The 20,637-nt window shown below is 70.8% G+C and carries 19 protein-coding genes and 1 pseudogene; 6 read left to right on the top strand and 14 right to left on the bottom strand.

Going from position 1 to position 20,637, the window contains the following annotated elements:
- Positions 1-13 precede the first annotated feature (13 nt).
- Positions 14-517, bottom strand: a complete 504-nt coding sequence (locus AOK11_RS00870) for a hypothetical protein (RefSeq protein ID WP_055591666.1) — start codon at positions 515-517, stop codon at positions 14-16.
- Positions 518-693: 176 nt separating this feature from the next.
- Between AOK11_RS00870 and AOK11_RS00865 the strand changes: the two genes are divergently transcribed.
- Positions 694-1,068 (top strand): hypothetical protein, encoded by a 375-nt coding sequence (locus AOK11_RS00865; RefSeq protein WP_055591665.1) that lies wholly within the window; start codon positions 694-696, stop codon positions 1,066-1,068.
- A gap of 9 nt (positions 1,069-1,077) precedes the next feature.
- Here the strand turns inward: AOK11_RS00865 and AOK11_RS00860 are convergent, their stop codons facing one another.
- The 4 genes from AOK11_RS00860 to hrcA all read right to left on the bottom strand — a co-directional run bounded on the left by AOK11_RS00860 (position 1,078) and on the right by hrcA (position 5,276).
- Positions 1,078-1,818 carry a 16S rRNA (uracil(1498)-N(3))-methyltransferase gene (locus AOK11_RS00860; protein WP_055591664.1) on the bottom strand — a complete coding sequence of 247 codons (741 nt, stop codon included), beginning with the start codon at positions 1,816-1,818 and terminating at the stop codon, positions 1,078-1,080.
- On the bottom strand, positions 1,815-2,888 hold the full coding sequence (locus AOK11_RS00855; RefSeq protein ID WP_055591663.1) for a nitronate monooxygenase: 1,074 nt from the start codon (positions 2,886-2,888) through the stop codon (positions 1,815-1,817). Before AOK11_RS00855 ends, AOK11_RS00860 begins: the two co-directional genes overlap by 4 nt.
- Before the next feature lie 234 nt (positions 2,889-3,122).
- Positions 3,123-4,259 carry a molecular chaperone DnaJ gene (gene dnaJ, locus AOK11_RS00850; RefSeq protein ID WP_055591662.1) on the bottom strand — a complete coding sequence of 379 codons (1,137 nt, stop codon included), beginning with the start codon at positions 4,257-4,259 and terminating at the stop codon, positions 3,123-3,125.
- Complete coding sequence (hrcA, locus tag AOK11_RS00845; protein WP_055591661.1) at positions 4,260-5,276, bottom strand: heat-inducible transcriptional repressor HrcA; 1,017 nt, start codon at positions 5,274-5,276, stop codon at positions 4,260-4,262.
- Between the two features lie 160 nt (positions 5,277-5,436).
- Between hrcA and AOK11_RS00840 the strand changes: the two genes are divergently transcribed.
- The gene (locus AOK11_RS00840; RefSeq protein ID WP_055591660.1) at positions 5,437-6,162 is read left to right on the top strand and encodes an MBL fold metallo-hydrolase; all 726 of its coding nucleotides are present in this window, start codon (positions 5,437-5,439) and stop codon (positions 6,160-6,162) included.
- Positions 6,163-6,205: 43 nt separating this feature from the next.
- Entirely contained in the window at positions 6,206-7,018 is an 813-nt protein-coding gene (locus tag AOK11_RS00835) for a DUF3097 domain-containing protein (RefSeq protein WP_055591659.1), read from the top strand.
- Here the strand turns inward: AOK11_RS00835 and AOK11_RS00830 are convergent.
- From AOK11_RS00830 to AOK11_RS00805, 6 genes are all read right to left on the bottom strand, one after another.
- Positions 6,996-7,574, bottom strand: a complete 579-nt coding sequence (locus tag AOK11_RS00830) for a Uma2 family endonuclease (protein WP_055591675.1) — start codon at positions 7,572-7,574, stop codon at positions 6,996-6,998. The genes AOK11_RS00835 and AOK11_RS00830 overlap by 23 nt on opposite strands.
- A 100-nt stretch (positions 7,575-7,674) precedes the next feature.
- Positions 7,675-8,907: a radical SAM family heme chaperone HemW gene (gene hemW, locus AOK11_RS00825; RefSeq protein ID WP_055591674.1), complete on the bottom strand. Its 1,233-nt coding sequence runs from the start codon at positions 8,905-8,907 to the stop codon at positions 7,675-7,677.
- 75 nt (positions 8,908-8,982) lie between these two features.
- Complete coding sequence (locus tag AOK11_RS00820) at positions 8,983-11,184, bottom strand: ATP-binding SpoIIE family protein phosphatase (RefSeq protein ID WP_055591658.1); 2,202 nt, start codon at positions 11,182-11,184, stop codon at positions 8,983-8,985.
- 179 nt (positions 11,185-11,363) lie between these two features.
- On the bottom strand, positions 11,364-11,741 hold the full coding sequence (locus AOK11_RS00815) for a nuclear transport factor 2 family protein (RefSeq protein WP_055591657.1): 378 nt from the start codon (positions 11,739-11,741) through the stop codon (positions 11,364-11,366).
- Between the two features lie 220 nt (positions 11,742-11,961).
- On the bottom strand, positions 11,962-14,022 hold the full coding sequence (locus tag AOK11_RS00810; protein ID WP_206188747.1) for a restriction endonuclease: 2,061 nt from the start codon (positions 14,020-14,022) through the stop codon (positions 11,962-11,964).
- Positions 14,023-14,297: 275 nt separating this feature from the next.
- The gene (locus AOK11_RS00805) at positions 14,298-15,584 is read right to left on the bottom strand and encodes an RNA-guided endonuclease InsQ/TnpB family protein (protein WP_055591656.1); all 1,287 of its coding nucleotides are present in this window, start codon (positions 15,582-15,584) and stop codon (positions 14,298-14,300) included.
- 198 nt (positions 15,585-15,782) lie between these two features.
- Here AOK11_RS00805 and AOK11_RS00800 point away from each other — a divergent pair.
- Positions 15,783-16,111, top strand: a pseudogene (locus tag AOK11_RS00800) (DUF4291 family protein); the annotation flags it as partial.
- A 182-nt stretch (positions 16,112-16,293) separates the two neighbouring features.
- On the opposite strand, the gene AOK11_RS00795 reads toward AOK11_RS00800, so the two are convergent.
- Entirely contained in the window at positions 16,294-16,782 is a 489-nt protein-coding gene (locus AOK11_RS00795; protein WP_055591672.1) for an ATP-binding protein, read from the bottom strand.
- A 139-nt stretch (positions 16,783-16,921) separates the two neighbouring features.
- On the opposite strand from AOK11_RS00795, the gene AOK11_RS00790 reads away from it, so the two are divergent.
- Entirely contained in the window at positions 16,922-17,806 is an 885-nt protein-coding gene (locus tag AOK11_RS00790) for a helix-turn-helix domain-containing protein (RefSeq protein WP_055591655.1), read from the top strand.
- Positions 17,796-17,990, top strand: coding sequence for a DUF397 domain-containing protein (locus AOK11_RS38845; RefSeq protein ID WP_079034551.1), 195 nt, complete (start codon positions 17,796-17,798; stop codon positions 17,988-17,990). The genes AOK11_RS00790 and AOK11_RS38845 overlap by 11 nt, the downstream gene beginning before the upstream one ends.
- Before the next feature lie 268 nt (positions 17,991-18,258).
- On the opposite strand, the gene AOK11_RS00785 is transcribed toward AOK11_RS38845, so the two are convergent.
- On the bottom strand, positions 18,259-20,133 hold the full coding sequence (locus AOK11_RS00785; RefSeq protein WP_055591654.1) for an AMP-dependent synthetase/ligase: 1,875 nt from the start codon (positions 20,131-20,133) through the stop codon (positions 18,259-18,261).
- Between the two features lie 333 nt (positions 20,134-20,466).
- Positions 20,467-20,637: hypothetical protein (locus AOK11_RS38840; RefSeq protein WP_157869256.1), on the bottom strand; the 171-nt coding region annotated here is incomplete at its 5' end.

Here is a 20,637-nt window from a genome sequence, read left to right as displayed (position 1 = left end):
ACAGAGGTTTGGATCACTTGCCCTCGACAGGGCGGCAGGAGGGGTACTGGTCGCACCACACGGTCGTCGTGACCGTGACGGTGACGGTGGGCCGCGGGCCGCGGTTCGTGGGCTCGCCCACCGCCGGCGGGCTGGTGGCGTCGCAGTCGCCCAGGCCGTCGACCCGGAACACCTGTTCGCCGTCCACCTTCGCGGTGATGTCCCCGCGCACGCAGGCGCCGTTGACGGCGTGGGTGATCTTCCCGGTGACGGTGATCTCCTTGCCGTTCTCGGTCTCCCCGTCGCAGTCGACGGTGGCCACGGTCTTCTCGCTCGCGCTCGCGGACCGGGACGACGCGCTCGCGTCGTCGCCGTAGGAGGCGGTGCAGCTGAGCCACCGCACGCCGTCCTTCTGGCGGTTGAGCTCCTGCGTGACCGTCTTGTCGGTCGTGAGCGCCACCGCGGCCGAGCCGACCGAGCCCGGCTCGCACGCCACGGCCCCGCCCACGGCGACCACGGCGAACCCCACGGCGAGCACCGGCCGCCGCCACCGTGTCCCCCGCCCGGCCCTCGGCCACGACCTCGGCCACGACCTCGGCCAAGGCCTGGGCCAACTCCCTGTCAGTGCCCTCTTGGACGCCATGGACGGCAGCCTGCCACCGTCACCGGCGTGACGGTAGGGCGCATACGGCCACCGCGCACTACCGTGGGCGGATGCGCAGCGAACGCCGCCTCGGAAGACTCGTCGTGGACGGTTCCGGTGCGGGCGAAGCAGCCGTTCACCTGTGGTCGGTGCGCCATCGGCACAGTACCGAGGGGCCCTGTCAGGAGGTGCTCGCACTGCGCAGGGACGGGCGGACGACGCGCCTCGTGTTCCGGGGCGGCGAGGGACGTTTCGTCCCCGACGGCTTCCTGCACTCGGGGGGCGTGGCCGTCAGGGGGCTGGGGACGCCGAACCTGCACGAGCCCGGTGTCGTACGGGCCTTCGTCGACGAGGCGGCCCGGCGCGGGCTGCTCGCCGGGGCCGCGGAGCTCGACGGCTGGGAGCTGTTCCCGGCGGTCGCCGCCGGCCGTGCGGCGGACGGCTGACCGGGGCCGTCACGACCAGCGGCCCGTGCGGGCCAGGAGGACGGCCGCCGCCGCGGTGCCGGCGGTGGAGGTGCGCAGGACGCTGCGGCCCAGACGGTAGGGCTCGGCGCCGGCCTGCGCGAAGAGCTCCAACTCCTCGGGGGAGACACCGCCTTCGGGGCCGACGACCAGCACGATGGTGCCGGAGGCGGGGAGTTCGGCGGTCGCGAGCGGTTCGGTGCCGCTCTCGTGGAGGACGGCGGCGAAGTCCGCTTCGGCGAGAAGTGACGCAACCTGTCGGGTCGTGGCCGCGTCCGCGACCTCCGGGAAGCGTGTCCGGCGGGACTGCTTGCCCGCCTCGCGGGCCGTCGCCCGCCATTTGCCGAGGGACTTCAGCCCGCGCTCGCCCCGCCACTGGGTGACGCAGCGCGACGCCGACCACGGCACGACCGCGTCGACGCCGACCTCGGTCATCGTCTCCACGGCCAGCTCGCCCCGGTCCCCCTTGGGCAGGGCCTGGACGACGGTGAGCCGGGGCGACTCCACGGGTTCCTCGACGACGTCGCCGAGACGCACGATCAGCCGGTCCTTGCCTTCGGTGCCGGTCACCTCGCCCTCGGCCCGGCGGCCCGCGCCGTCGGTGAGGACGACGGTCTCCCCGGCCCGCAGCCGCTTCACGGAGACGGCGTGCCGTCCCTCGGGGCCGTCGAGCACGTGGTGGCCGGAGCCGTCCGTGCCGAAGTCGTCCACGACGAAGACCGGGGCGGTCATCGGGCACCTCCCGCCGACAACGCGTTCCGGGTGGCGGTGAGTTCGGCGGCCAGCACCTCCACCAGCTGCCCGGCGGGCAGCTCGCGGGCCATCCGGTGGCCCTGTCCCGCCCACAGCGCCATGCCCTGCGGGTCCCCGGCGGCGGCCGCGGCCTTGCGCAGCGGGGCGGTCAGATGGTGGACGTCCGGGTAGGCGGCGGGCGCGTACGGGCCGTGCTCGCGCAGGAAACGGTTGACCAGAGCGCGGGCCGGACGTCCAGAGAAGGCGCGGGTCAGTTCGGTGCGGGCGTACAGGGGGTCGGTCAGCGCCTGCTTGTGCAGCGCGTGCGCGCCGGACTCGTGGGTGGCGAGGAACGCCGTGCCGAGCTGGGCCGCCGAGGCGCCGGCCGCGAGGACGGCGGCGATCTGACTGCCGTGCATGATGCCGCCGGCCGCGACGACCGGGATGCCCACGGCCTCCCGCACCTGGCTGACCAGCGACAGCAGTCCGATGCCGGAGCCGTCCGCCTCCGGGTCGTCCCGGTGGGTGCCCTGATGGCCGCCGGCCTCGACGCCCTGCGCGATCACCGCGTCGACGCCCGCCTCCTCCACGGCCCGCGCCTCGTCGGGGGTGGTGGCGGTGGCCAGCGTGAACGTGCCTGCGCGGCGCAGGGCGTCCAGGACGTCGCGGGAGGGCACGCCGAAGTGGAACGACACCACCGGCACCGGGTTGTCGAGCAGGACGGCGAGTTTGGCGTCGTAGCCGTCGTCGCGGCCGCAGTCGGGGTCGCCGAGCTCGGTGGAGTACCAGGGGGCCTCACCGGCCAGCTGGTGGGCGTAGACGCCGACGGCGGCGGGGTCGGAGGTCTCGGGCTGCGGCATGAAGACGTTGACGCCGAAGGCGAGGCCGGTCAGCCCGCGCAGCTGCTTGATCTCCTGGTACATCCCGTCCGCGGTCTTGTACCCGGCCGCCAGGAACCCCAGCCCGCCCGCCTCGGACACGGCCGCGGCGAGCTGCGGCACGGCGACTCCGCCCGCCATCGGGGCCTGCACCACGGGGTGCCGGAGGAGGTCGGTGAGGGCCAAGGACATGACGGCATGTTGCCACGTCCTTCGGACATCTCCGAATTGGACCGGGGCGGATCAGAGACAGATCGGAGGTGGATCAGAGGTGGATCGGAAATGCGTCGGAAAGGAGTCGGGAGCGGATCGACGAAGGACCGGAAAGGGTCCGGCCCCGGATCCGGGGCCGATCCCGCCCTGGGTGCGGCACGCTTCCGGGAGGACACCGCGGGAACCTCGTCCGGTCCCCGCGGAAAGCACCCGTCAGCGCCCGTTGAAGGCGTCCTTCAGCCGGGAGAACAGTCCCTGCTGGCCCGGCTGGAACTGGCCCAGCGGGCGCTCCTCGCCACGGAGCTTGGCGAGTTCGCGCAGCAGGCGCTCCTGTTCGACGTCGAGCTTGCCCGGGGTCTGCACCTCGACGTGCACGATGAGGTCGCCCCGGCCGCCGCCGCGCAGGTGCGTGACGCCCCGGCCGTGCAGCGGGATCGACTGGCCGGACTGGGTACCGGGCCGGATGTCGACCTCCTCCATGCCGTCCAGCGTCTCCAGCGGCACTTTGGTGCCGAGGGCCGCCGCCGTCATCGGGATGGTGACCGTGCAGTGCAGGTCGTCGCCGCGCCGCTGGAAGGTGCTGTGCGGCAGCTCGTGGATCTCGACGTACAGGTCGCCGGCGGGACCGCCGCCGGGGCCGACCTCGCCCTCGCCGGCCAGCTGGATCCGGGTGCCGTTGTCCACACCGGCCGGGATCTTCACCGTCAGGGTGCGGCGGGAGCGGATCCGTCCGTCGCCCGCGCACTCCGGGCACGGGGTCGGGACGACGGTGCCGAAGCCCTGGCACTGCGGGCAGGGGCGCGAGGTCATGACCTGGCCCAGGAAGGACCGCGTGACCTGCGAGACCTCGCCCCGGCCGCGGCACATGTCACAGGTCTGCGCGGTGGTGCCGGGTGCGGCGCCCTCACCGCTGCAGGTGGTGCAGACGACCGCCGTGTCGACCTGGATGTCCTTGGTCGTGCCGAACGCGGCCTCGTCCAGCTCGACTTCGAGGCGGATCATCGCGTCCTGGCCGCGGCGGGTGCGCGAGCGCGGACCGCGCTGCGACGCCGTGCCGAAGAACGCGTCCATGATGTCGGAGAAGTTCCCGAAGCCGCCCGCGCCGAAGCCGCCCGCGCCACCGCCGCCGGCCTGCTGGAGCGGGTCGCCGCCGAGGTCGTAGACCTGCTTCTTCTGCGGGTCCGACAGCACCTCGTAGGCGGCGTTGATCTCTTTGAACCGCTCCTGCGTCTTCGGATCCGGGTTGACGTCCGGATGCAGCTCGCGGGCGAGTCGCCGGAAGGCCTTCTTGATCTCTTCCTGCGACGCGTCCCGGCGTACGCCGAGTACGGCGTAATAGTCGGTGGCCACTTACGACTCCGCCAGGATCTGTCCGACGTACCGTGCCACTGCTCGTACCGCTCCCATCGTTCCCGGGTAATCCATGCGTGTCGGTCCGACCACGCCGAGCTTGGCAACCGCCTCGCCGCCCGAACCGTAGCCCACCGACACGACGGACGTGGAGTTGAGTCCCTCGTGGGCGTTCTCATGACCGATACGGACGGTCACGCCCGGATCCTTCGCCTCTCCGAGCAGCTTGAGGAGCACGACCTGCTCCTCAAGTGCCTCCAGAACAGGCCGGATCACCAGGGGAAAGTCATGTCCGAAGCGGGTCAGATTGGCGGTGCCGCCGATCATCAGCCGCTCCTCGTTCTCCTCGACCAGCGTCTCCAGGAGAGTGGAGAGCACGGTCGAGACCGTACCGCGTTCCTCGGGGTCGAAGCCCTCGGGGAGGTCCTCGACGAGGGATGGTACGTCGGTGAAACGGCGGCCCGCGACACGGCTGTTGAGCCGCGCCCGCAGATCCGCCAGGGTCGCCTCGCCGACCGGCGCCGGGCAGTCGACCATGCGCTGCTCGACCCGCCCGGTGTCCGTGATCAGCACCAGCATGGCGCGCGCGGGCGCCATCGGGAGCAGCTCCACGTGCCGCACGGTCGAACGGGTCAGCGACGGGTACTGCACGACGGCGACCTGCCGGGTGAGCTGCGCGAGCAGCCGCACCGTGCGGGCCACGACGTCGTCCAGGTCGACGGCGCCCTCGAGGAAGTTCTGGATGGCGCGCCGCTCGGGCGCGGTCATCGGTTTGACGCCGGCGAGCTTGTCCACGAAGAGCCGGTAGCCCTTGTCGGTGGGGATGCGCCCGGCGCTGGTGTGCGGCTGGGCGATGAACCCCTCGTCCTCCAGGGCCGCCATGTCGTTGCGCACGGTGGCCGGGGAGACGCCCAGGTTGTGCCGCTCGGTGAGGGCCTTGGAGCCGACGGGCTCCTCGGTGCCGACGTAGTCCTGGACGATGGCGCGCAGCACCTGGAGCCTGCGTTCACTGAGCATCACGCACACCTCCAGAAGTCGTCCGCCCGGTACCTTCCCTGGCACTCTTCGCACGCGAGTGCCAGTCTCCCCGCCCAGTGTACGGCCGGGGGGTACTCCCCGGGCAAGGCCGGTCCCACGCCGTCGCGCGGCGAAAGCCGTAGGCCGTTAGCGTCGCGGTATGACGGTGGCTTGGGAAGAGTCGGGATGGGAACGGCTGGCGCCGGGAGTGGGACGGTGCCGGCTCCCGGTCTGGGACTGCACGGTGGGGCTCGTGGTCGGCGCGGACGCGGTGCTGCTCGTGGACGCCGGTTCCTCCCTGCGCGAGGGCGCACGGTTGCGGGCCGAGGCGCAGGCGCTCGCCGGACGGCGTGTGACGCATCTCGCGCTCACCCACCCCCACTTCGACCATGTGCTGGGGGCGGCGGTGTTCGCGGGCGCGGAGGTGTTCGGCGCGGTGGGCCTGGACACGGTGCTGGCGCGGGGGCGCGAGGAGCTGCGCGCGGACGCGGAGCGCCACGGTCTGGACGCGCGGGCGGCCCGGGAGGCGGTGGACGCGCTGGTCCGCCCCCGGCACACGGTGCCCGGCGAACGGATGCTCGACCTGGGCGGCGGACGGCGGGCGCTCCTCACGAACGCGGGCCCGGGGCACACGGCGCACGATCTCGCGGTGCTGGTGCCCGGCGATCCGACGGTGGTGTTCTGCGGCGACCTGGTGGAGGAGTCCGGCGAACCGCAGGCGGGCCCCGACGCCGTGCCGTCGCAGTGGCCGGGCGCCCTGGACCGGCTGCTGGCCCTGGGCGGCGAGGACGCGGTGTACGTTCCCGGCCACGGCGCGGCGGTGGACGCGGCGTTCGTACGCGCCCAGCGCGACGCCCTCGCGGCTCGTGTCGGCGTGTCGGGCTGAACCTTCGGCCGAACGGGGGCCTGCTTCTCCTATCGTCATCAGAATGCGCCCGTACTCTCCTGACCTGACCCCTGGGTGGAAGAAGTCCCGGCCCGTCCCCGAGGTGCCGGCCGAGCCCGGCCTGGTGGTGGAGGAGCCCGGCAGCGGATTCTGCGGCGCGGTGATCCGCTGCGAGGCGGGCACGGTGACCCTGGAGGACCGCTTCGGCAAGCACCGGGTGTTCCCCCTGGAGCCGCGTGGCTTCCTGTGGGAGGGGCGCGTGGTGACGCTGGTGCGGCCCGCCGCCGGTCCGTCCCGGCCGACCCGTACGGCGTCCGGTTCGGTGGCCGTCCCGGGCGCACGCGCGCGGGTGGCACGCGCCGGGCGCATCTACGTCGAGGGGCGGCACGACGCCGAACTGGTCGAGAAGGTGTGGGGCGACGACCTGCGCATCGAGGGCGTGGTCGTGGAGTACCTGGAGGGCGTCGACGACCTCCCGGCGATCGTCGAGGAGTTCGGTCCGGGCCCGGACGCGCGGCTGGGGGTCCTGGTGGACCACCTGGTGCCGGGCTCGAAGGAGTCGCGCATCGCCGAGGCGGTCACCAGTGAGCACGCCCTGGTGGTGGGCCACCCGTACATCGACGTCTGGGAGGCGGTGAAGCCGTCGTCCCTGGGCATCGGGGCCTGGCCGCGCGTCCCGCGCGGCCAGGACTGGAAGACGGGGGTGTGCCGGGCCCTGGGGTGGCGCGTGGCGAACACCGGCGAGGCCTGGCAGCACATTCTGGGACGGGTGCGGTCCTACAAGGACCTGGAACCGGAGCTCCTGGGGCGGGTGGAGGAGCTGATCGACTTCGTCACGGAAAGCGGTGGGGCCTGACGCCCGGGAAGGTGCCGAATTCGCTGGTGTCCAGTCCGATGCCCAGCATGTCGAGCGGCAGTCGATCACCGAAGTCCAGCTTCAGCTGTGCCTTGTAGTCAGCTGCATCGCCCTCTCCGACCGGCATCGTGAGCAGAACGCAGTGCTCCATGATCGGGTCGATGATGAGGTACGCGGGAACCTTGCCGGCGGCGTAGATCGACCGCTTGACGAGGTAATCCCGCACGACACTGGTCTTGGAGACGACCTCGACCACCAGTGTGATCAGCTCGGACGGCAGCAGACGCCCTGCCCCGGGCATGGCATCGCGCTTGAGGACCACCAGATCCGGCACAGGCTCGCTGGCCTCGTCGACGATGTCGATGTCCTGGGTCTGGAGACGAGCCCACTGCTTGCGCGGGATCTGGTCCAGGACATCTTCCACGATCATGTTGTGCACGAGATCGGGACCGGCCATCATCACGATTTCTCCCCGGAGAAGCTCGACCCTGACCCCCTCGGGAGGCTCGAACTCCTCGAAGAACCTGGTCATCCCACGCTCGTCCACAGCGGTCATCTCCGTGGCCCTCCACATCCGCCGCGTCCTTTTATCGGCAGCCTACGAACCAGGTTAGAGACCGAACCCGCGTTCCGCGGTGATTCACTCCGCCGAGTGATCAGTCCACCAGATCCCTGACCACGGCATCCGCCAACAACCGCCCTCGCAGCGTCAGCACCGCGCGCCCCTCCTCGTACGGGCCCGGCTGGAGCAGACCGTCGGCGAGGGCCCTGTCGGCGGCCCGAAGGCCCTCCGCGCGGAGGAGGGACAGCGGGACGCCCTCCTTGAGGCGCAGTTCCAGCAGGATGCGTTCCACCCGGCGGTCCTCCTCGGAGAGGATCTCGCGCCCGGCACCCGGCGAGCGGCCCTCGGCCAGGGCCGCCGCGTACGCGCCGGGGTGCTTCACGTTCCACCAGCGCACCCCGCCCACGTGCGAGTGCGCCCCGGGGCCCGCGCCCCACCAGTCGGCGCCGCGCCAGTACAGCTCGTTGTGCAGGCAGCGGCCCGCGTCCGAGGTGGCCCAGTTCGACACCTCGTACCAGTCGAATCCGGCCGCCGACAGGGTCTCCTCGGCGATCAGGTACCGGTCGGCGTGGACGTCGTCGTCGGTCATCGGGACCTCACCGCGCCGGATGCGGCGGGCGAGCTGGGTGCCCTCCTCGACGATCAGGGCGTAGGCCGAGATGTGGTCGGGGCCCGCGCCGAGGGCCGCGTCCAGCGAGGCCCTCCAGTCGTCGTCGGACTCGCCGGGGGTGCCGTAGATCAGGTCGAGGTTGACGTGCTCGAAGCCCGCGGCCCGCGCCTCGGCGACACACGCCTCCGGGCGGCCGGGGGTGTGTGTGCGGTCCAGGACCTTCAGTACGTGCTGCCGGGCGCTCTGCATGCCGAAGGAGATCCGGTTGAAGCCGCCCTCGCGCAGGGCGGCCAGATAGGCGGGGTCGACCGACTCCGGGTTCGCCTCGGTGGTGATCTCGGCGTCCGCCGCGAGTCCGAACTCGTCGCGGATCGCGGCCAGCATCCGTACGAGGTCGTCGGCGGCCAGCAGGGTGGGCGTGCCGCCGCCGACGAAGACCGTGCGGACCTCGCGCGGGTCGTCGCCGAGCACCTTGCGGGCCAGGCGGACCTCGTCGGTCAGCGTGTCGGCGTAGTTGTCGCGGGACGCCAGGACTCCCCCGCTGCCGCGCAGCTCGGTGGCGGTGTAGGTGTTGAAGTCGCAGTAGCCGCAGCGGGTCGCGCAGTACGGCACGTGCAGGTAGAACCCGAGGGGGCGGTCGGCGGCCCCGGCGAGCGCGAACGCGGGGAGCGCGCCGTCGGCGGGGACGGGCTCGCCGTCGGGGAGTGCGGAAGGCATGTGCTCCATTGTCCCGCACGTGTCCCGGTCCTTTCCCGCGGCTCCTTTCCGCGTCTCCTTTCCGCGTCGCGGGCGTCAGTCCGCCTGGAGCACGAGGAGGGCGAGATCGTCGGCCGGCGGCCGCGCGCCGAACTCGTGGACGAGCCGGTTGATGCGTTCCGCTATCAGGCCGGCGTCCAGTCCCACGCAGCCGGCCAGCGCCGTGGCGAGCCCGTCCCCGTCGTCGAACTGGCGGGAGCCGGAGCGCCGCTCGGTGACGCCGTCCGTGACACAGAGCAGGGTGTCGCCGGAGCGCAGCTCGAAGGTCTCGCTGGTGTAGGTGGCGTCCTCGATGACCCCGAGCAGCGTCTGCGGCTGGGCGACGGTACGGACCGTCCCGTCGGGTGCGAGCAGCAGCGGCAGGGGGTGCCCGGCGGAGGCGAGGGTGACGCGGGCGCGGACACGGCCGCCGGTGCCGCCGGTGCCGTCGCTGCCACCGTCGTCGCTGCCACCGTCGTCGCTGCCACCGCCACCGTCGCCGTCCTCGTCCTCGTCCTCGTCCTCGACGAGGGTGAGCTCGCCGTAGAGAAGGGACAGGAAACGGGTCTGGGGCCCGTCCCCGGGGGCGGTCGGACGGGCGCCGGCGGCGACGAGGGCACGGGCGGCGGCGTCGGCGGCTTCCGTGGCGTCGTCCAGGAGCAGCTGGTTGAGGCGGTCGAGGACGTCGGCGACGCGGTAGCCCTCACGGGCGAGCAGCCGCAGCCAGGGGCGGGCCAGCCCGATGACGACGGCCGCCTCGGGGCCCTTGCCCTGGACGTCGCCGATGGCGAAGCACCAGCGGCCCTCGTCGGCCTGGAACAGGTCGTAGAAGTCGCCGCTCGGTCCGCCCTTGTCGAGGGGCTCGTGGACGAGTGCGGAGTGCACGCCGGGGATCTCGGCGACGGCGCTGGGCAGCAGGCCGCGCTGGAGCACGGCGGAGATGGTGGCCTGCCGGGCGTACTGCCGGGCGGCGCCGATGGCGAGCGCGACGCGCCGCCCGAGGTCCTCCACCAGCCCGGTGACCTCGTCCGGGAACCGCCCGATCCCGGCCCGCCCGATCACCAGCGTTCCCAGCGGCCGCCCGCCGGCGACGAGACGGTAGGCGAGGGCGGTACCGGGGATGGCCACGGGGATGCCGTAGTCGTACGGCGGGGCGCCGTCGGGCACCTCCGGCAGGCTGAAAGGGGCCTCCGGCAGGCCGAAGCCCTCCGGCAGAGGGCCGAGGCCGGCCTGCGGCGGGTCGAGCGCCTTCTCGGGCCAGGGGTAGACGAGCGGGCCGGGGCATAACGGGTCGGAGAGCGGCGGCGGATTCTGCTCGAGCGCCCTGCTCAGTTCCTCGACGCGGCTCTCGTCGGCGTGCCAGACCCGGGCGAGGCGGGGCCCGCCGGCCCGTGCCCCGTCGCTCCAGTCGCCATGGCCGGTGGTCTCGTCCTCCAGCCACACCGCGCACCAGTCGGCCAGCCGCGGCACGATCAGCTGCCCGGTGAGCGCGGCGACGAGATCCTCGTCGAGCTGCCCGGCGAGCAGGTCGGACGCCTCGGCCAGGAACGACAGCGCCCCGCGCCCCAGCCAGGACCCGTCCCGCCGGGACGCGCTCCACGCCTCCCCGTCGGCCCCGCTCCGCGCGGCGGGCACCCCGGCCCCGCGCGGCGGCTCCGGCTCCCCCTCGTACGCGTACGCCTCGAGCCAGTCGTCCGTACCGGCCGAGCCGTCGATGCCGTCCGGGTCGCCCACGTCATCCGTGTCGTCCGTGCCGTCCGCCACGAGGCCCCGGGCGGGAATGCGGGCCCAGACCGACTTCGTGTGCGCGCCGGGCCGGTAGGTGATCCCCCAGGCCTCGGAGAGCGCGGCCACGAGCCGCAGCCCGCGCCCGTACTCGGGACTCTCGCCGGACGGCGCGTCCGGCTCGCTGTCGCGCGGGGAACGGGAGGGGTGGCGGTCGGCGACCTCGATGACGAGCGCGCCGGTCTCCGCCTCGAGCCGACAGCTCAGCCGTACCTCGGTCCCGGCGTGCACGACGGCGTTGGTGACCAGTTCGCTGGCGATGAGCGTGGCGTCGTGGCCGGCCCGGGTGGTGAGGTGCTCGGTACCGGGCAGCGCGCGTTCCGTCCACTCGGCGAGCGCCGCCCGCACCAGGGCTCGCGCGGACCCCGGGGCGAGGGGGCCGCCGGACAGGGTCGCGTCCGCCCGTGCGCACGCCTGCGCGGACGCCTCCGAGGCGGCACGCGAGGTCTCCCGTTGCGTCGGAATGGCCCCCATGGGCAGCTCCCGGACTGTTCGTACGAATACACCGCGATCAATGCCGCCAGGGTGACAGACCGACCCTACCCATAAGCAACGAGTTACCGAAGTGGACCACTGAGAGCGGGAACAGTGCCCCGCACCCGGTCAAGAACTGGCCGAAAATCGATCGCTTTCGAGCAATCGCGTGCGAGTGCTCACATGCGCTGGACGTAGGGGGCCCGCCACGCGGGCGAAGGGTCCGCGCCGAGCTCCGTCCAGTATTCGCGGCCGCTGACGATCAGGTCGTTGCGAACGGTCCAGAAGGAGGCCACCCGGTGGACGCCCATCGTGGCATGCGGGACCTCGACCTCGGAGACCACTTCGTTCCCGGACGACACGATGCGGAGCACGTCGATCGACCATCCCTCCGGGTACTCCGCGTTGACGCGCACATAGTTGTCCCGGCCGAGGATGCGTTCACCGCTGACCGGCCACTCCACGACGACATCGGCCGCCAGCAGCTTGCCGACGCCTGTCCAGTCCCGGTCCTGCATGCGGTCCCAGAGCATCCGGACAATGGTTGCGGATTCCATGACCGCATCCTGCACCGCACCACTGACGGAAGGGGCGGGTTCCCGCCCGGCCGGGCGCGGCGCGGCCGTGCGCACCACGCGCCTCCCGTGTCCGCGCCTCGACGGCCGGCAGGACTTCGGCGACGCGCAGGGGAGGGCCGTTTCCCCTCGCTGTGGCGACGGGACCGGATGACGTGGGTCGTCAAGCAGCGTTCACAGCCCTCCAGCGCAGCAGCCGGATCTACTCGACCTCGATGCCGAAGTCCTGCACGAGCTCCTCCAGGCCGCCCGCGTAGCCCTTACCGCCCAGGACGAAGTCCCAGTCCCCGTTCGGCCTTCGACGGAAGGAGCCGAGCACCAAGGCGGTTTCGTGTGGCCGGCCGTCGGAGACTTCGAGTTGTCCCAACTCAGCCAGCTGCGGGTCGAGCAGGCGGATGCGGGCGTCCGTGAACCCGGAGAGGTCGGCATCCGGGTTGACCTCGGGGTCGATGGCTGCCACCAGCACGAATCGGTCAGCCTCGTCCGGCAACCCGTCGAACGAGACACAGATCGCGGCCTTGTCAGGTGCGGTGGCAGGGAGAGCACGCACGGAGCCGTCCGGTGTCTGCGGGTTGTTGAAGAACACGAAGTGATCGTCACTGAGGACTCGGTTCCCACGGCAGACGAGAGCACACACATCCAAGGCGACGCTTCCGGTCCACGACATGCCCAGAACGTTGTAGTCGTCGGGCAACGCGGTGTCCGGACCCGACGGGGCCGGCTGCGGTGCGGCTTGACGACCGCTCTCACCCAGCCGCCCACGGAGCCCATGCCGATGCAACAGGTCAACGAGCTCAGGGCCCGAGATCAGTTCCAACGGCTTGCCGTTGGCGAAAGTGTGGGAGCCGGGCCCGAACCCTGACGTGGTCACGAGGACACCCTTGTTGGCACCGGCGTCCTGCACGGTCCCGTACAGGTCACGCACAGCGGTGGGTGGCACCGTGCTGCGGTAGCGCTTCACCTGGACGACGATCTCACCACCTCGGATGGGCGTCGGGTCCAACGCCTTGACGTCCACACCGCCGTCGTTCGAGCGTTGGGTCGTCACCGCCTGCATCCCCATGGCCTCGAAGAGCCCGGCCACGAGGTTCTCGAAGGCAATCGGATCCATGTCGTACAGGTCCGGGTCCTCATCGCTGCCGTGAGCGACAACGCGGTTCCCGACATCCTGCGGCCGCCGACCCGGCCGGACTGACGTGAGCTGGTCCGGCCGAGCCGAAAGTTGCCCTCGCAGCGCGTCAGTCAGGCAGCTGCCCGCGTCGACCTGTGCCAAGTGCAGGTCACGGAACGAAGAGCGCGAGGCCATGACAGTGGCCAGGAAGATATGGTCCGGTCGGCCCGTCGTAGGGTCATGTCCGTCGACGAACCCGTTCAGCGCCACCGACTCAAGCGCGCCCAGCTCGTCAGCGGCGAAGAGTTCATGCAGAACGAGCAGCATGCACTGCGCGAGGACTTCCCTGTAAAGAGCTCGGCGCTGGCCTACCGGGCGAGGGTTTTCCTTGTACTGGTCGGTCCCGGACATGTACCGGACGGACTTGGTCTCAGGGACGATGCTGTAGGCGGGAAATTCCCAATCCAGCACCAGCTGCCGGGCTGCAGAATCGTAGGCGGCCGCGACCTGGCGCGGGAAACCTTCAGGCCACGCTGTTGAGGCATAGAGAACAGCGGAGAAGTGCTCCACCACGGAATCAGGATCCCGGCGTCTCACGCCTTCGGTCACCGCGACGACGCCGGCGTTGTGCCGCCGTACTTCAGCGAGCTGAGCATCGGCCCACTGCTGGTACTCCCGCTGGTACGAGGCCAGCTGTTGCTGCCGGTGAGTTTCCGCGGCCTGCGCAGCCTGCCAGTCCCGCTCGAAGCGCGTCCGGGCTTCGGCCTGCGCCAGGGCCCGGCGACTGGCAGTCCAGCCGCCTTGCGTCTGGTACTGATGGAAATCAGGCATCGGCACGGGTTGCGCCAATGGTCCTGGAGCGAAGGGCTGGACCTCTTCGGCGCGCATGAGCGAGGAAATCCTGAAAGCCGGAGCCTGACAGCCTGAAGCGAGAAGGTCCTGCAACGACGCAACCTGCGCGTCCAGTTCCTCTGTGCGACGCAGCGCCTCCGCCTGCCTGTACTCGCGGTGACTCTGGGCGGCTCGCCGCTGGTAGGCGCGCGCTTGCTGAGCTTCCTGTCTCCGACGTCTGGCTTCAACTTCCAGCTGGCGCTGCTGCTGCCGTTGCACCTCGGCCCACGCGCCGACAAAACCAGTAGAGCGACGACTCATGTGCTGCAGGCCCTCCCCAAGACACTCTGGTTGTCCCCACAACCAGGTGTAACGAGACGACTCTATCCAGCAATCGTCGTCCCGCATATCCACTCGTCAAAGGCAGCCTGCCCAGGGCGTCCGGGCAGGTCAACGTGACTGGGAGGTAACCAGGGCAGCTCCAGGACGCAGTGGGCGAACTGTTGCATCGGGCCGCCGCTGCACCCGCCTGACAAGGGGCTGCGAACGAGGCTTGACGTGGATCAAGCCGTCGTTCCTTTGACATCCTCCACCTCTTAGAAGAGGGGGATTCCGACCCGGGTGGGTCGAGGTTCACGGGTGCTCGAGCGGCCGGTGGCCGCTGTCACCCCTCCGGCACCGGCTGCACGCCGGGGGCGGGGGATCCCGCCCTGTCCTGCCGCGACGTTGACCGCTGCGTTCTCATCCGCGTTGCAGGTGAACCCGCAGGACACGCAGACGAACTCGGCTTGGCTCTTGCGCGAGTCCTTCTCGATCCAGCCGCAGGCGCTGCACCGCAGCGAGGTGTAGGGGGCGGGGACGTCCTCGACCCGGCCCGGGGCCTTCTCCCCGGTCCGGCGGCGGAGCAGGCCCCAGCCCTGGGCGAGGATCGCCCGGTTCAGCCCGGCCTTCTGCCGCACCCGTGTACCGGGTTGTTCGATGGTTCCCTTCGCGGAGGCGGTCATGGTCGTGATGTTCAGCTTCTCGAACCGGATCAGGCGGTAGGTGCGGGCGAGCATGGTGGAGGTCTTCTCGCACCAGTCCTTGCGCCGGGCCGCCTCCCGAGCCTTGAGCCTGGCCACCTTGGCGTGCTCGGCGGCCTTGGCCTCGCTGCCCTTCGGCGCGCGGGCGGCGCGCCGTTGGTGTTTGCGAATCTGCGCGCGCTCGCGGGTGGTGAGCTGCGGGCAGTTCAGCTTTTGTCCGTCGGAGAGGGCGGCGGTGATCGTCACGCCCCGGTCGATGCCGATGACCTCCCCCGTGTCCGGTGCGTCGACCGGTTCGGGGATGATCGCGAAGGCGATGTGCCACTGCTGGTTGCGGAAGGTGACCCGGAAGGTCTTCGCGGCGGGCAGCTCGGTGCGGGTGAGGCGGAAGCGGACCCAGCCGCAGCCGGGCACCTTCACCCGCGCCCACCTCCGGTTCAGCCTCCGCACCACCACCGAGCGGCCCATGACCTGCCCGCCCCCGGCGTTCAGCTTCGGGGTGCCGTCGGCTTCCCACTCCGGCACCCGGTCGGTGCCGATCACGCGGAAGCCCTCATGCCTGTGCTTCCTGCGCCAGGCCGGCTCACCGAACCCGGAAGCGAAACGCGCGGCTTTGGCCTTGGCGAAGTCCTGCAGCGCCTGCTGCTGCACGTCCGCGTTCCCGGCACGCAGCCAGTCGTTCTCCCGCCGGGCCTCGGTGAGCTGACGGCACTGCTCGGCGAACCCGGGAGCGGACCTGCGCCCCGGTTTCCGGTGCGCGTGCTGCTCGACGGCCAGGTTCCACACGTACCGGGCGTGCGCGCAGTGCCCGAGCATGACGCCCGCCTGCTCACCCGTCGGGTACATCCGGAAACGTGACATGCCGCCCAACCTAGCCCCGCCACTCGCTCGCCTCTTCGTATCCGGCCCTGCTCACTCGAACGAGCGACCGGCCCCCGCCACCACTCCCGGCCACGCACCATCACACCCCTCCCATGACCAAGCCCGCCACCGTCCCCTTCCGGGACGCCGCATCGCCCCGAAGACGATGCGGCTCCTCCTGCCCGGCAAGAGAGGTGGATGATGTACCGCTGCGGATGGGGCACCAAGGAAGGCCAGGAAACCGTCCTCGCCGTCGACATCACCCGGGAAGGCTTCGAGTGGGCACTGGCACACGCCTGCTGTCCCACTACGAGCACGGGCTCCACGCCGACCGTGCCGTCTGGAAGCGACAACTGAAGCGGGCCCCGGCCCGGGTGCAATGGGACCCCGAACGCGACCTGCTCCTCCGGCCGCTTCCCCACCGGTCCCTCCAGCTCGGTCTCGCCGGTGAAGCCGCCCGTCTCTACGCCGACGAGTGGATCGTCCGCATCACCGACGTCACGCCACTCGCCCACACGATCCACGAGCACGTACGGGAGGGGGACCTGGACGCCGCACGGCAGCTCCTGCCCCACGAGCACTCCTACCCCACGCAGGACGGAAGCCTGGCTCACCTGCACCGATGAGCCGGCCTGCGAGGGCAAGCACCGGTCCGAGACGACTTTCCGGGCCAAGGGCCCCTCATTTCCCGGGACAGGCAGGTGGACGATCAGGGGTGCACCTGCTGCAGCGGAGGGCCGGGGAGTTCGGCCCAGACGGTCTTGCCCGAGGGAGGCCGGGGTGCGACGCCCCAACCGGAGGCGAGCGCACTCACGAGAAGCAGTCCGCGCCCCTGCTCGCCGAGCGAGCGGGGCTCCGCGACCGGGGCGGGCAGCCGCTCTCCCCGGCAGTCGGCGGCCTCGATCCGGAGGATGCCGGAACGCCCCTCCGGACAACCGATGAGGGTCATCGTGAGCAGGAAGTCCCGTCCGGGCAGGTGACCGTGCGTGGCCGCGTTCGCGGCGAGTTCACCCACCACCAGTTCGGCGGCCTCCAGGCACTCGCTGCCCTTGGCCCACCCCCAGGCCGCCAACTGCTGGGCCGCGAGCAGGCGCGCGAGACGTGCTCCACGTCGTGTCGAGCTGAACCGTTGCCTGAAGGGCTCGGGAGATGGGGCACGGGGGGACACCCGGGACTGGTCACGGATTTCGTACTTCATGTGACAGAGCGTGTCCGGCTGGTCGTACGCTGACCAGAGGAACCGTTGGTACGGCACGCGCCTGTACCGCCGTTGACGGTTGCGTGTCCGTGCTGACGGGAGTAACTGGGCGGCAGGCAGGCGGGTTGGGGGATGTGTGATGGCATCAGGACCCCGTCAGAGCGATACCGAAGGCTGCCCCGAGCCCTCGGAGGACACGGACGGTCTCGTCGACCTGAACCGGGCTGTGGGCAGACAGGTCAAGCTGCTTCGGGAACGGGCCGGCATGACCCAGAAGGAACTGGGTGACCGGCTGGGGTACGGCGAGGACCTCGTCTCGTCCCTGGAACGGGGCCGCAGAACACCACAGCCGGAATTCCTCGACGCGGCGGACGACCTGCTCGACGCCGGAGGGCTGCTGAAGGCGACGAAGGAGGACGTGGCGCGGGCGAAGGCCCGCGCACGGGTCCGCCACCCGGCATGGTTCCGGCACTATGCGCGACTGGAGGCGGATGCGGTCGAGATCAACTTCTACAACAACCACGACATCCCCGGACTGTTCCAGACCGAGGGACGCACCCGCGCCTTGTACGAGATGCGCAAACCCCTGCTCGACGAAGAGATGGTCGAACAACGCGTGGCCTCACGCATGGACCGCCAGGAAATCCTGACCCGACGTCCCCTTCCCATACTGACCGTGGTGATCGAAGAGGTGGTACTTCGTCGACCGCTGGGAGGGCGCGAGGTCCACAAGGAGCAGTTGGGCCGACTGCTCGAACTCGGACGGCTGCGTACCGTCGAGTTGCAGGTCATGCCCACGCGCAGGACCGAACACTCAGGTATGGGAGGCTCGTTCACCCTGCTGATGCCGAGGGGAAAGCCACAGGTGGCGTATACGGAAGTGCAGACCTCCGCACGGCTGGCCACAGACCTGGACGAGGTCCGTATCCTGGCCGCACGCTACGGCAGCATCAGGGCCCAGGCGCTCACTCCGCGAGAGTCTCTGACCCTGATCGAGAGGATGCGGACGGAAGATGAGCACTGAGAGCCGTCGACGGCTTGTCTGGCACAAGAGCAGCTACAGCGGCAACGAAGGCGGCGAGTGTGTCGAAATAGCCGTCGCCCCGGGAACCGTCCACGTCCGCGACTCCAAGGACGTGGATCGACCACACCTCTCCGTCCATACGGTCGGCTGGGCCGCGTTCGTGAACTTCGCAACGGACCGCTGAGCCCTCCAAGGCGTGTCCGGGAAAGCGTGAGCACTTCGGCCGTCCCTGCCCACACGCCGCTCGTTCGAGTGCTCAAGTGTCATGTGGCTAGCTGGCTGCTGGCTGCTGGCTGCTGGCTGCTGGCTGCTCACGCTTTTCCGTAGGGCCTTCGCTTCCGGCTTCGCGGTTCCGGGAGCGCGAGTTCCGGACCGGAAGGGGCGGGTGCCCGGACCGAATCGGTCCGGGCACCCGCCCCGGTGTTCACGCCCTACGGGGCGTCCCGTGCGGCTCACGCCTCCCGGGCGCCCGCGTACATCTCGTCGATCAGGTGCTTGTACTCCCGCTCCACCACCGGGCGCTTCAGCTTCAGGCTCGGGGTGATCTCGCCGTGCTCGATGTCGAGGTCGCGCGGCAGGAGGCGGAACTTCTTGATGGTCTGCCAGCGCTGGAGACCCTCGTTGAGCCGCTTGACGTAGCCGTCGACCATCTCGACCGTGGCGGGCGCGGCGACGATCTCCGCGTACGACTTGCCCGCCAGGCCGTTCTCCTGCGCCCAGGGCGCGAGGGCCGCCTCGTCGAGGGCGATGAGGGCGGTGCAGTAGTTCCGGTCGGCGCCGTGCACCAGGATGTTGGAGACGTACGGGCACACCGCCTTGAACTGTCCCTCGACCTCGGCGGGCGCGATGTACTTGCCGCCGGAGGTCTTGATGAGGTCCTTCTTGCGGTCGGTGATGCGCAGGTAGCCGTCGGGCGACAGCTCGCCGATGTCGCCGGTGTGGAACCAGCCGTCGGACTCCAGGACCTCGGCGGTCTTCTCGGGCAGCCCGTGGTAGCCCTCCATGATGCCGGGGCCGCGCAGCAGGATCTCGCCGTCGTCGGCGATGCGCACCTCGGTGCCGGGCATCGGCTTGCCGACGGTACCGGTGCGGTAGGCCTCGCCGGGGTTGACGAAGGAGGCCGCGGAGGACTCGGTGAGGCCGTACCCCTCCAGGATGTGGATGCCGGCGCCGGCGAAGAAGTAGCCGATCTCGGGTGCGAGGGCCGCCGACCCGGAGACGCAGGCGCGCAGGCGGCCGCCGAACGCCTCACGGATCTTGGCATAGACCAGTTTGTCGGCGACGTTGTGCTTCGCGGTGAGGCCGAAGGGGGCACTGGCGGTGCCGGTGCGGCGGAAGTTGTCCTGGGTGACCTTGGCGTACTCGCGGGCGACGCCGGCGGCCCACTGGAAGATCTTGTACTTGGCGCCGCCGCCGGCCCGCGCCTTGGCGGCCACCCCGTTGTAGACCTTCTCGAAGATGCGGGGCACGGCCGCCATGTAGGTCGGCTGCACCACCGGCAGATTCTCGATGATCTTGTCGACGCGGCCGTCGACGGCGGTGACGTGTCCGACCTCGATCTGGCCCGAGGTGAGCACCTTGCCGAAGACGTGCGCGAGCGGCAGCCACAGGTACTGCACGTCGTCCGCCTCGACCAGCCCGGTCGCGGCGATCGCCTTCGCCATGTACGACCAGTTGTCGTGCGGCAGGCGTACGCCCTTGGGGCGGCCGGTGGTGCCCGAGGTGTAGATGAGGGTGGCCAGCTGGTCCTTGGTGATCGCGGCGACCCGCTCCTTGACCAGACCGGCGTCCTTCTCCAGCCGGGCCGCCCCGCGGCGCTCCAGCTCGGCGAGGCTGATCACCCAGTCGTCCGTCTCGACGCCGTCCGTGTCGATGACCACGACATGGCCGATGTGGGGCAGCTCGGCGCGCTTCGCCACCGCCTTGGCGACCTGCTCGGCGTTCTCCGCGATCAGCACCCGGCTGTCGGAGTCCGACAGGATGTAGGCGGACTCCTCGAGGTTCGTCTGCGGGTAGACCGTCGTGGTGGCGGCGCCCGCGCACATGATGCCGAGGTCGGCGAGGACCCATTCCACCCGGGTGGCGGAGGCGAGCGCCACCCGCTCCTCCGGGTTCACGCCCAGTTCGATCAGACCGGCCGCGATGGCGGTGACCCGCTCGGCGGCCTCGCCCCAGGTGAGCGACTTCCAGTCGTCGGGGCCCTCGCCGATGGCGGACGGGACGGGGTAGCGGTACGCCTCGGCGTCCGGTGTGGCGGCGACACGCTCCAGGAAGAGGGTCGCCACGCTCGGCGGCCGGTTCTCGATCAAAGTCTGTGTGTCGCTCAAGACATCCTCCGGGGCCCGCGACGGTGCGGCTGGCTCAGATGCGGTTGGTGTACGACTGGCATGCGGGTGGTAGTCGGCCGGTTACGTTCACGTACCCTTGTTTAACTCGCGAGTAACCGTCGGGCAGGGACAGAGTAAGGGCCCACCGGCGGCTGCGTAAGGGGTCACGGCCTGTCACTTTGCACAGAGAATCACCTCACGGGCCACAACGGAACCGACGACGGACCGGTTGTGGGACCGCCCGCGGACCTGCCGCGAACGCGCCGAGGCCCGTCGTGCGCGCGCACGACGGGCNNCGGAGTGACTTCCCCGGCCACCTCCGGTAACCCCCGGTTACTTCTTGCCCTTGCCCGATCCCGCGTTCTCGTCGCTGGAGAGGACGGCGATGAAGGCCTCCTGCGGGACCTCCACGGCGCCCACCATCTTCATCCGCTTCTTGCCCTCCTTCTGCTTCTCCAGCAGCTTGCGCTTGCGCGAGATGTCACCGCCGTAGCACTTGGCGAG

Origin of the sequence: Streptomyces hirsutus, assembly GCF_001418415.1 — a bacterium.
Classification (GTDB): domain Bacteria; phylum Actinomycetota; class Actinomycetes; order Streptomycetales; family Streptomycetaceae; genus Streptomyces; species Streptomyces hirsutus.
This window is presented reverse-complemented; position numbering and strand designations above follow the sequence as displayed.